This is a genomic window from Bacillus sp. J33, from assembly GCF_000518885.1.
GTDB lineage: Bacteria > Bacillota > Bacilli > Bacillales > Cytobacillaceae > Cytobacillus.
This window is the reverse complement of record NZ_JAEL01000138.1, coordinates 1-11,449: the sequence shown is the minus strand read 5'-3', so window position 1 is coordinate 11,449 and position 11,449 is coordinate 1. Positions and strand designations below refer to the sequence as shown.

Below are 11,449 nucleotides of genomic sequence, written 5' to 3'. Positions count from 1 at the left end.
TTTCCACATCTTTCATTTCACACAGCCTTCTCAATATCGCTCCTATATCTCGTCTCAACTTTCCATAAATTACTTTTCTTCTGTATTTTGGGATGAAAACGATGTGGTACTTACAATTCCACCTGGTATGTGATAAACTATTGTCACTCATGAGTACTGCTCCTTTCGTTATATAGAAGTTGGTTTGACGGCCAGTTTCTATTATAACGATAGGAGTTTTTTTATGTCACATTACCACTCTAGAAGCTTTGTTTTCACACGTGCAGAGCACGTGGTTTTAAAACCTATAATAAAAATCCTTTTGCCGTTTGGCAAAAGGATTCAACTTAATTATGAACTTCATCTTTTTCATAGATTGGGACCCAGCCTTCTGTTGTTACAAAAATCCTGATCGCAACGACCTTTCGGTCTTCCTGCAAGGTAAAATAGTGGCGAATATTTTCTGGTACAGATATTAAGTCTCCAGGGTTCAAGAACACCTCAAAAAATTCGCCATCTTTTCCCTGGATGATAAAAACACCATGACCACTGACAATAAATCTTACCTCATCATCTGTATGATGGTGTTCCTGCTGGAAATTCTGAAGCAGCTTTTCCAAGTTTGGCGTATTCTCCGAAAGGGAAATAACATCTTGTGCCTTATACCCTCTTCTTTCGGAAATATCTTTGATCTCTGCTGCAAAGGTGTTTAAAATCTCATCTTTTTCTTCGTCTGAAAGCAAATATTTTTCCTGTAGATTTTTAGGAAGCTTATCTATCGCCCATTGCTCATAAATAACTTCCTGCTTTTCCAAAAATGCTGCAACCTCTTCCTGATTCCTGATTTCTTTCCCTGTATTCTGCAAAACAATGTATGCCAAAGTACTCAACCCTTTCAATTATAGATTATTTTCGAGAATCCCCTGCTTCTGCTTCAACCAACACGATGGTAAATAAGCTATTAGCCATATCACAACCCATTATAAATATTAAAACAAAGTCAATAAGCGATATCCTAAAATTTCATTACACTACCTTGAACAGCTGATTAGGCTTATGCTCGAGGAGCCGTAACTGATAACGAAACAGAAATTCTGAAGCCTCAAGAATTTTTTTTGCCTCAAAAGAGGTTCTTCCCCATACAGTTACTCCATGGTTTCTAATTAAGACAGCACCTGAATCTTCATATAAATGGGATGAAAAACACTTAGCCAGCGTCGGAATATGTGCATGATTCGGAATAATCGGAATACGGAGAACAGCATCCTCTTCCCATTTATCAAACGCTTTAATCAGCTCTTGTCCCTTGAATGTGACAGCTTCCTGGTCACCGTAGATTTCCGATATGACATTATTGTCAATCGTATGTACATGAAGGCTGCATTCCGCTTTCGTTTTCCGATAAATCTCTACATGCAGCAGCGTTTCTGCTGAAGGCTTCAGTTGGGTTTCCCCAACTGGGCGGCCAGATTCATCAACTAAAAGGAAATCCTCATCTGTCCTTTTTCTTTTATCCTTGCCGCTTGCTGTAACAAGGAATTGAATTGGGCTGTCGCTAACCTTAATCGCCAGGTTTCCGCTTGTTCCCATAAACCAGTCTCTCTCTGCCAGCTCGTCTTTAATATCAGCAAGCTCATGCCATCTCTCTTTGAGTTTGCTCATACTCTCACCCCATTTATATTTTTTAAAACCGCTATGCAATCATAGAACGTTTCAAAAGCGCGATAATTAAGGTTCATTTCTTTGCTTTTATCCAGCAGCAGGTCCCTTCCAATGACCAGGTCTGCCTGTTTGGCTGCCTCCAAATCGGTAACAGAATCTCCGATAACTATTTTAAAAGCATCCTCAGTTTCAAGCTTTCTCATAATGGAAGGTTTGCAGCATCCGCAATTGTTTTTGCATTCATCATCACAGCTATATGGCCATAATATGTTAATTTTTTCTCCGCTAAAATCTGAAGCATTACAAAAAACAGCTTCAAATGGACCATACTTCTCCAGTACAGGCTTTACAAAAAAATCAATGCCGCCGCTGACAATATAAAGCGGTATGTTTTCTTCTTTTAAATAATCCACGAATTCCTGAAACCCAGCTCTTATCCTGCCATTTTCCAATATAAATTCAATAATATCTTCCTTAAGGGTGCTTGGAAGGAGGGAAAACATCCTCCCTACTCCTTCCTGGATCGACATTTCCTGTGACAATACTTTATCTTTAAGTCCTGCCCATTCAGGGGGTGCAAATTTTTTCATGATGCTAATGATGTTGTCTTTTTCTGTAATAGTACCGTCAAAATCACAAAAAACTTTTATATTAGCCATTTTAAACTTCCACCTTTGCGGATCCCCATAAATCAATTGCCTTTCTCAATTCTGGATAGTGTAAAGGAATATCTTCTAATGATATCCCTTCCAGTGTTAAATCAATAGCCTGTCTGAAGGCTAGTCCGCCTCCTCTTGCTCCATCTGGATGCCCATGCACTCCTCCGCCAGCATTGACCACACTGTCTGTTCCAAAATCCCGGAAAAGCAGCGGCACAAGCCCAGGATGAATACCTGCTGACGGTACAGGAAAAGTTCGTTTGAAAGTATCTTTGTTCGTTAATGCTTCTCCGATGGAAAGTGCCTGCTCCTTTTCAAGCGCAACTGAACCATATGGAGATGGAAATAGAGATAAATCGGCTCCTGCGTATCTAAGAAGCTTGCCCAGAATCAGAGAATAAGAGATTCCATAGATGCTTGAAGCAGAAAGGGCACCGCTTACGGCTGGGTGTGCCATGATCGGAAGCCCTATCTCGTCATCCTCTCTTAACTCCTGCAATATATCCAGCCCATAAGAAAAGACATTAAACAGCAGGAGATCTGCACCAAGGCTTGCAGCTTTTCTGGCTTTTTCTTTTAAGTCAAATGTCCTGCCTGTTAAATTCACTGCATAAAGCGTTCGATGACCGGTTTGGTCATAGGCTTGGGAGAGAATCTTCTTTCCTTCCAAAATCCTTTTTTCAAAAGGAGTGTGCTCATTTTCAAATAAAATTTCATCATCTTTCACAATGTCGATGCCGCCAAGTGCCTGTTCTCGCAGCTGTGAGGTTAAGAAGTCCATATCTTTGCCAAGAACCCCTTTAAAGATGCTCATAAGCAGCGGCCGGTCCTGGACACCCAGCTTTTTTCTTATCCCTTCAACCCCAAACCGCGGCCCTGGAAAGAAGCTTTTAAGTTCCTCAGAAAACTGTAAATCTATTAATTTTATTTTTCCGTCAAGTGAGAGCTTTCCGAATACGGTCGTTAAGATCGCCGGCAAGTCCGGACTAAAATTCGCAGTTGGGTAAGCGATTTTTATGATGGCGGCCGTTTCCTTTCTTCCTTCTTCCGTTAAAATGCCCTCGACCGAAACAACCCTGCCTTTATGCTTGCGGAGCTGATTCTTTTCAAGCTCAGGCAAATGGGTCCATGAACCGACTGTCAAGCCTAAAGCAATCTCCTCTGCTTTTTTCTCAGGATTATGTTTTGCATCATGAATTAAGTAAGTTGCAATAATTTCACTCATAAATTTTTCTTCCTTTCAGTGCTGACAAAATATCTCAATAAAAAAACCTCTTCCATAAGAAGAGGTTAGCAGCATAAACTAACATCTTCTTATCTTTCAGCTTAGTAAAGCTGCAAGAATTAGCACCGTGCTTTAAAATAAGTCGGTTGCCGGGCTTCATAGGGCTAGTCCCTCCGCCTGCTCTTGATAAGAAAACGAAAATAAGTATTTGGTTAATTTTGAATTAAAATTTAATTAGGATTATGACAGGGTTCAACCTGATTGTCAATTATTTATGCTAAAAAATTAAAATAAGTTTAACTTTTTAATTCGATCCACTGCTTCTTTAAGCCTTTCCTCAGAGGTTAGCAGGCCTACACGCACATATCCTTCTCCATAGTTTCCAAACCCAATGCCAGGGGCAACCGCAATATGCGCTTTTTCAAGCAAATGATCAGCAAATTCCTCTGATGAAAAACCTTCAGGCACTTTTAACCAGGCAAAGAAAGAACCTTCAGGAGCTTTCACATCCCAGCCGATTTGCAGAAGACCAGAAATCAATGTATTCCTCCTGGATTCATAAAGTGCATTCAGCTCTTTGACACAATCTTGTGATTCAGTTAACGCAGCTGCAGCTGCTTCCTGAACTGCTCCGAACAGGCTGACATAAAGATGATCCTGCAAAAGATTCAATGCGGAAATAACACTCGCATTTCCTACTGCAAAACCAATTCTCCAGCCTGCCATATTATACGTTTTCGAAAGCGTATAGATTTCAATCCCCACTTCTTTCGATCCGTCAGCCTGAAGAAAACTGACAGGCTTTTTGCCATCAAACCCTATACCCCCATATGCAAAATCATGAACAACGCAAATCCCATGCTCTCGGGCAATTTCTACTGTTTCCTTGAAAAACTTTTCGCTTGCCGCTGCTCCTGTCGGGTTGTTAGGATAATTAAGGAACATCAATTTAGCAGAATCAAGCTGTTCTTTTGGCAGTTCGCTGTAGTCAGGCAGGAAATTATGCTCCTCCTTTAATGGCATAGTCACCATTTCAGCCTTTGCGAGCGCTACACCAGACCAATAGTCCGGATAGCCAGGATCCGGCACTAATACACTGTCGCCAGGATTTAAAAGACATTGTGGAATTTCAACCAGCCCGGCCTTCCCCCCAAACAAAATGGCTACTTCTGTCTCCGGATCAATGTCAACACTGTATTCCCTTTTATAAAAGTCAGCTGCTGCTTTTTTCAAATATGGAAACCCCTGAAAGGGGGAATATTTATGATTAATTGATTTTTCGGCAGCACTTTGAAGCCTTTTAACAATATGGCCAGGGGTAGGCTGATCGGGATTGCCTTGCCCAAGATTAATGACATCATGTCCTTGTTCAAGCTGCTTCCCCACCTTCGCTACCAAAGAAGCAAAAAATTGCTTCGGCAAACTTTTCAGCAAATCTGATTGTGGATAATTAATCAAAGTATTCACCTGCTTAAAAAAAAGATTGAAAATATAGTCACAAATGATATAACGTAAATGATAAGTTGTAAAGTTATTTTTTGAAAATTGTTATCTATCGGACTAATTTTAACATATGTAAATGAAAATAGAATGATTGCGGGGGATTTTCATGAAATTAAAGATCACTTGTTTGCAAATGGATATTTTATTCGGTAAACCTAAAGAGAATTTCAAGGCTGCCGAAACAATGATAAATAAAGCGTTAAAAACACAGCCGGATGTGATTGTCCTGCCAGAGCTTTGGACGACGGGCTATGATTTAACCAGGTTAGAGGAAATAGCTGATAAGGATGCGGCTTCAGCCATCGCCTTTTTGAAAAGAATTGCCAAAAACAATCAAGTTCATTTGGTAGGCGGATCTGTTGCAAATAAAACTGAAGATGGAGTTTTCAATACTCTATTAGTTATCGATAAAAATGGAAATATTGCCCACAAGTACAGCAAGCTTCATTTATTCAAGCTTATGAATGAACACCTTTATCTCACAGGGGGAAGTGCAAAAGGGGCTTTCACATTGGAAAACAGGAAATTTGCCGGGATGATTTGCTACGATATCCGTTTTCCGGAATGGATACGGGCACATACAGCAGAAGGGGCAGAAGCGTTATTTGTGGTGGCTGAATGGCCACTTGCAAGAGTTTCCCATTGGCGGACTCTATTGATTGCACGGGCTATTGAAAACCAATGCTATGTAATTGCCTGTAACCGTGCCGGCTCGGACCCTGAAAATGTTTTTGCTGGCCATTCCATGATTATTGACCCTTGGGGAGAAGTTCTGGCTGAAGGGTCGGAGAGTGAAGAAATCCTCGAGGCTGATATTGACCTGGATAAAGTGAAAGAAGTCCGTAAAATGATTCCTATTTTCGCAGACCGCAAGCCTGAATTTTATCGTTAGAAGTATGCTGGGCCCTGCATTTAAAGGGCCCATTTTGGATTATCCTTCTATCTTTGCCCACATTTCCGGCGGATTTAATTCATAGATTCCATTTTCCCTGTACATATAATGATTAATAATGAATTCTCTGCGTATTGTGGCATAATCTTCATGAAATTGCTTAATATATTCATTTAGTTCTTTTTCTTCGTATTTCTTGCCCATCTTCAGCCCTTTAATTAGATGCTCAAAAACCATTAGCTTTTTCTTTCTTTGCGATGGAATATTTTTAAGCTTCCCATCCCTTGTGAAGAAATTATCGATTACTTTTTGACTTTCTAAGTTCAGTTCTTCCATTTTCTTAACCTCCTCTTTATCAGCCAATTTTGCAAGTACGCTTGACTGCTGTTTCAGTACAGATTCATTCAAATAAAAATAAACCGTATTTTTATCTCTGCGCTGGTAAACTAGGTTTATATCCCGCAGTTTGTTTAAATGATGTGTAATAGTCGGCGGTGTCAGTCCCAGTTTTCCCGCTATTGCCTGGCCATGCAGCGGCCCTTTTGCTAGAAGAAATAAAATTCTGATTCTAGTTGGATCGCCCATCGTTTTATAAAAGGAAACTAAACGATTTAATTGCATGTATTTGAAGCACCTCAATTCGATTATCATCTAATTAGATATATATCAAAATATTGTTATCCCGTCAACATTATAAGCAGAATTTCCCAATAAAAAAAATCACCTTTAAGGTGACTTTTTAGCGTATGATTATTTCTTGTATTCTGCGCCTTCCAACGTAAGCAGCTTCTCTTTAATTTCCGTCCGTGTACCTGCATACCCGGTAAGGGATTTATTTTTTCCAATAACTCGGTGACATGGAATGATAATTGGCAAGCGGTTTGCCTTGTTTGCCTGGCCAATAGCACGAACAGCTTTTTCTTTCCCGATCTTAACAGCTATATCCTGATAACTCCTCGTTTCACCAAATGGGATTAAAGAGAGCTCCTTCCATACTGCTTTTTGAAAATTTGTACCCTTGGGTTCTATTGGGATATCAAATTCCTTTCTATCTCCGTTAAAATATTCATCAAGCTGAAGCATGCACCTTTTTATTAATGAGTTAGAAGGGTCAAACGTTAGCATAAACTCTTTTTCCCCTTCCAGAAAATCCTCTTCTCCCATATAAATGGCTGAAAGGCGCTGGCCTTCTACAACAATGTAGACATCTCCAACTGGTGTTGTTTTTTTATTGTAAGTTCTTCTTTCCATTACATTCCCGCCTTTTTGATATATGGCAAATAAATGTGGAAAACTGTTCCTTTTCCAAGCTTGCTTTCCACTTCTATTGTTCCCTTGTGCTCTTCAATAATCTTATATGTAACCATTAAACCTAGTCCAGTGCCTCGTTCCTTAGTGGTATAGAATGGTTCGCCAAGTTTTTTTATTTTATGGTTTGGTATTCCGGTTCCTTCATCCCGGATCGATATCTGGATTTTATTTCCGCTGCACTTTTGAAGTGAAATAGTTATATAACCGCCCTTAGGCATTACTTCAATCGCATTTTTTATGATATTGATAAATACCTTTTTCATCTGATTTGGTTCACAGAAAACCAGAGGCAAGTCATTTTCATAATAAGTCCTGAATTGAACATTATGCAGTACAGCTTGGGCACTTAGCAGGTCAACCGTCTCTTTCATAATTTGGATTATATCTTTTTCAATAAACTTAACTGCTTGAGGCTTGGCAAGAATGAGAAATTCATTAATAATCGAATCAATTCGGCTCAACTCTGTAGTAATCACATTAAAATACATGGTGTGGTCTTCCTCAATGCTATCTTCCAGCAGCTGGATAAATCCTTTCAAAGCAGTCATAGGATTTCTGATTTCATGGGCAATCCCTGCTGCAAGCTCACCAATGACATTTAAAGTGTCTGATTTCCTAAGCTGCTCTTCCATATCAAGTTTTTCTGTTATGTCCTTAAAGGTAGTCATGCTTATGTTAGAAAAAACATTGAGCTTATTTGAAAACTCAAAGTACTTTTTTCTGCCTGATTTTAGAGTGATAGATAGGGTGCCGCCTGAATGTCCATCATTTTGTATGCTGCTAATCTGCTGCTTTAGCTCATCATCTGTTATATTGCAGTCATTCAAGATACTATGCAGCGAAAGGCCAATCAGTTCATCCTTTGACATCTGGAGCATTCTCTGGCCAGATGGATTAATATCGACGAGCTGGTATTGATCGTTCCAGAGGAGAATGCCTTCCAAGGCTCCTTCAAAAATGCGGCGGAATTTTAGTTCACTTTCCCGAAGTTCCTGTTCCATGCGATGGCGTTCGCTTACATTCCTGAAAATTGTCATGTGATAGCCGTCAACAGAGTTCAATTTAACTGTGAATTCCAATGATTTAATTTGACCGTTTGGCATAAGAAAAACAAGCTCATCCCTTATGCCGCCTTTACTGTATAGTTCTTTCACTATACGGCGGTATCTTTGATTTTTTTCGTATACGAAATCACCTACCCGTCTATTTAGGAGCTCATCATGTGTACATTCAAAAATTCGGCAGGCTGCTTCATTAGCGTTGATGACTTTCCCGCTTCCCCTCCAAAAAATGATTCCATCCAAAGCCTCGATGAATAGGTCTGTATATAGCTCTTCATTCTTCTTCACCTTCTTTTCAAGAAGCCGCTTACTGGTTACATCCCTTAATACACACATATATAGCCCGCTCTTATTAAGTATGCTTGTAGTAAAATCAAACTCTGCAACCTTCTTGCCGTTACTGATCGGGAGGATTCCCCTAACACTTTCCTTAATCTTTAATATTTCTCTCTGCCTGTCAAGCTTGAAATGTTTATTCACCGGCACAATATCTGACAGGTATAAACCCATCAGTTCTTCTTTATCCACATTCATGCTATCGCAAAACGCCGGATTTGCATCAACAATTTTATCGCTATGATCAAAAATAAGGATTCCATCCTTTGATTGAGAAAAAATATTTGTACTCAGGGAATCATTGCCGAACATTTCAGCCAAAGCTTTATTTTCTTTTTCCAATGATTCAATCCTGGCATAGAGCTGCTTGATTTCCTGATTCATTATGACCACTCTATTTCCTCCTATTGGGATATCCGATAGATAAATATTTCTACAAATTCTGACGAAAACCCTTTAATTAGCACTGAAAACTGGGTCTCAAAATCGAAAGAGGATTCCCTAAACAAAGAAAAAGGCGTGCCTTTAAGGTACGCCTTGATTCTATAGCTTAAATTTAGCAATCATACTTTTTAATTGTTTAGCCAGTTCGGATAAGGACTGGGCATTATCGGAAATCCCCTCCATTGAATGATTCGTCTGGGCCATCAAAGCACTGGTTTGTTCAATGCCAGCAGCTGATTCCTCTGAAACTGCAGCAATGCTCCCAATCGATTGATTCATATGGGAAGAGCTCTCTGAAACCTGCTCCAGGCTGCTTGAAATATCGCTAACGTTTTTAGACATCAAGTTAATAGCCTCATAAATTTTTTGAAAGGTTTCCCCCGTTAATTGGATCTGCTCTGTTCCCTTTTCCACCTGAGAATAGCCGGATTGAAGGGATGCCGCTACACTATTGGATTCAGTTTGTATTCCAGCTACAATTTTGGTAATATCGGAAACCGAGAATGAAACTTGTTCTGCAAGCTTTCTGACTTCATCTGCAACAACTGCAAAACCCCTTCCATGTTCTCCGGCCCTCGCTGCTTCAATAGCAGCATTTAAAGAAAGAAGATTTGTTTGGTCTGCAATTTCCTGTATAACATTAACGAGCCTCGATATATGCTTCGTCTGCTCATCTAACCCATTTACCTTATCAACCGATGTTTTCATTATTTTATTAATCAAGCCCATTTGCTGCTGGGATTCTCTCATAAGCTTATCCCCATTTTCAGTGAGTGACAGCACTTCTTTTGACGCCTTCTTAATTTCATGCCCGCTCTTGGCTGCTCCTTCCACTTTGCCCATATATTCATCCATCATAGCTGATAGGCGGGTAGCAGACCTTGCCTGTTCCTCTGCACCGCCTGAAAGCTCCTGCATCGTTGAGGCAACTTGCTGGCTGGCAGCTTTTACTTCATTGGCCGCAATATTAAGCTCTCCGCTTCTTTCCGCAACATATCCTGAAACAGAATTTATTTCCTGAATCATTGCCTGCAGCTTTTCTTTCATGGACTTAATGGCACGGCTAAGCTCTGCTACTTCATCTTTGCCTTCATATTCAATGGAAATAACATTCAGGTTTCCAGAAGCAATTTCATTGGCTACCTGGACAATCTGATTGAGCTTTTTAGAAATAATGCGCCCAATAAATAGAATGCTTGCAATTCCGAGGATTGCAGAAACAATGATGGAGAAGCCAAGGACAATTAATGTAAGAATCAATCCAGACTTTGCTGAAGAAACAGCTTTTTGCTGCTCCTCCTTCATCATGCTGCTTAATGCATTTAATTTTTCCACAGTCTCTGAGATCATATTGTCTGCCTGCAGCTTTCCTAGCCTGTATTCCCTTACATGCTGAAGCTTCACCTTAGGCTCAATAACATCATAGAATAGTCCCGTAATCTGTTGGTCGTTATCATCAATTTGCTTAAAAAGTTCTTTCGCTTCCACGGAAGCCAGTACTGGTTTGATTTCTTTTTTTAATCCATTAAAGTCTTCTGTTAGCCCCTCAAATGTCTTTAAGTGTTTTGGATTGGAATCTATAATGAAGTTTCCGATTGTACTGCCTTTATGCTGAAAAATAACAGCAGATTCAGTAATCATGATCGCTTTTTCCCCAGAATCCCTCACCACATCCATTTTTGAATTTGCAATCGTTAACAAGAAAAAAGTAATAACAGTGGACACAGTGAAAAGCCCGATCGTCACAAATAGTGCTACACCATATTTTTGGCCAAGCTTAAGATTTTGCCACCAATTTGCGCCGGCCAGTTTTTTCGAAAAAAACGCCTTTTTCTTCCCAAGAGTCATGTCGCCTGCTTTTCGGTTTCTTGCCCTTTTTAAATTTTCTATCCCTCTCACACTATATCCCCCTTTGAGATAACCGCAATAAGCCTTTTGAACCAGAAAAAAATTACTTATGTAACTTTTTAACTATTCTATCAATCCATTATAATAAAATAAAAAATACATTTGAAGATTATTTTTCCATTAAAGAAATTTTTTGGGTACAAAAAAAGAGGGTGTCCCAAAAGTCTAACTTTCGGGCACCCTCTTTTTTCTTCTATAAAATTGGCCTGTTGATTTCCGCTCCAGGGACTCGCTTTCCGCGGGCGGTCCGGGAGCCTCCTCGGTGCATTCGCACCTGCGGGGTCTCCCGCTGACTCGCTTCTCCCGCAGGAGTCTCGCCCCTTCCGCTCCAATCAACAGGGTGCAAGAATCAATATCAGCATTAATACTAAGACAAAAAAAGAAGAAAATCGTCCTTTTTGGTATAATTAAGTCACCACAACCCACCATACGAGAAAGGAACGATTTTCTTATGTATAAAGAGTATAAC

The 11,449-nt window shown here is 39.9% G+C and carries 11 protein-coding genes and 1 riboswitch; of the genes, 1 reads left to right on the top strand and 10 read right to left on the bottom strand.

The window, feature by feature from the left end:
- From L634_RS33105 to L634_RS0126500, 6 genes are all read right to left on the bottom strand, one after another.
- A partial coding sequence (locus L634_RS33105) for a transposase (protein ID WP_198029835.1) occupies nt 1–151 on the bottom strand: 151 nt, incomplete at its 3' end.
- 175 nt (nt 152–326) lie between these two features.
- Nucleotides 327–860 carry a 1,2-dihydroxy-3-keto-5-methylthiopentene dioxygenase gene (locus tag L634_RS0126525; protein ID WP_157452465.1) on the bottom strand — a complete coding sequence of 178 codons (534 nt, stop codon included), beginning with the start codon at nt 858–860 and terminating at the stop codon, nt 327–329.
- Nucleotides 861–1,005: 145 nt separating this feature from the next.
- Nucleotides 1,006–1,641 (bottom strand): methylthioribulose 1-phosphate dehydratase, encoded by a 636-nt coding sequence (locus L634_RS0126520; protein ID WP_026585022.1) that lies wholly within the window; start codon nt 1,639–1,641, stop codon nt 1,006–1,008.
- Complete coding sequence (locus tag L634_RS0126515) at nt 1,638–2,300, bottom strand: 2-hydroxy-3-keto-5-methylthiopentenyl-1-phosphate phosphatase (RefSeq protein ID WP_026585021.1); 663 nt, start codon at nt 2,298–2,300, stop codon at nt 1,638–1,640. Before L634_RS0126515 ends, L634_RS0126520 begins: the two co-directional genes overlap by 4 nt.
- 1 nt (nt 2,301) lies before the next feature.
- On the bottom strand, nt 2,302–3,525 hold the full coding sequence (locus tag L634_RS0126510) for a 2,3-diketo-5-methylthiopentyl-1-phosphate enolase (RefSeq protein ID WP_026585020.1): 1,224 nt from the start codon (nt 3,523–3,525) through the stop codon (nt 2,302–2,304).
- A gap of 86 nt (nt 3,526–3,611) precedes the next feature.
- Nucleotides 3,612–3,718: riboswitch (SAM riboswitch) on the bottom strand.
- 92 nt (nt 3,719–3,810) lie between these two features.
- Nucleotides 3,811–4,983 carry a pyridoxal phosphate-dependent aminotransferase gene (locus L634_RS0126500; RefSeq protein ID WP_026585019.1) on the bottom strand — a complete coding sequence of 391 codons (1,173 nt, stop codon included), beginning with the start codon at nt 4,981–4,983 and terminating at the stop codon, nt 3,811–3,813.
- Between the two features lie 151 nt (nt 4,984–5,134).
- On the opposite strand from L634_RS0126500, the gene L634_RS0126495 reads away from it, so the two are divergent.
- The gene (locus tag L634_RS0126495) at nt 5,135–5,920 is read left to right on the top strand and encodes a carbon-nitrogen family hydrolase (RefSeq protein ID WP_026585018.1); all 786 of its coding nucleotides are present in this window, start codon (nt 5,135–5,137) and stop codon (nt 5,918–5,920) included.
- Nucleotides 5,921–5,959: 39 nt separating this feature from the next.
- On the opposite strand, the gene L634_RS0126490 is transcribed toward L634_RS0126495, so the two are convergent.
- The 4 genes from L634_RS0126490 to L634_RS0126475 all read right to left on the bottom strand — a co-directional run bounded on the left by L634_RS0126490 (nt 5,960) and on the right by L634_RS0126475 (nt 10,920).
- Nucleotides 5,960–6,541 (bottom strand): DUF2087 domain-containing protein, encoded by a 582-nt coding sequence (locus L634_RS0126490; RefSeq protein WP_026585017.1) that lies wholly within the window; start codon nt 6,539–6,541, stop codon nt 5,960–5,962.
- Between the two features lie 129 nt (nt 6,542–6,670).
- A complete protein-coding gene (locus tag L634_RS0126485) occupies nt 6,671–7,171 on the bottom strand; it encodes a methylated-DNA--[protein]-cysteine S-methyltransferase (RefSeq protein WP_026585016.1) in 501 nt (166 codons plus the stop codon).
- The gene (locus L634_RS0126480) at nt 7,171–9,012 is read right to left on the bottom strand and encodes a PAS domain-containing sensor histidine kinase (RefSeq protein ID WP_232233851.1); all 1,842 of its coding nucleotides are present in this window, start codon (nt 9,010–9,012) and stop codon (nt 7,171–7,173) included. The genes L634_RS0126485 and L634_RS0126480 overlap by 1 nt, the downstream gene beginning before the upstream one ends.
- A gap of 159 nt (nt 9,013–9,171) precedes the next feature.
- Nucleotides 9,172–10,920, bottom strand: a complete 1,749-nt coding sequence (locus tag L634_RS0126475; protein ID WP_051428424.1) for a methyl-accepting chemotaxis protein — start codon at nt 10,918–10,920, stop codon at nt 9,172–9,174.
- Nucleotides 10,921–11,449 lie beyond the last annotated feature (529 nt).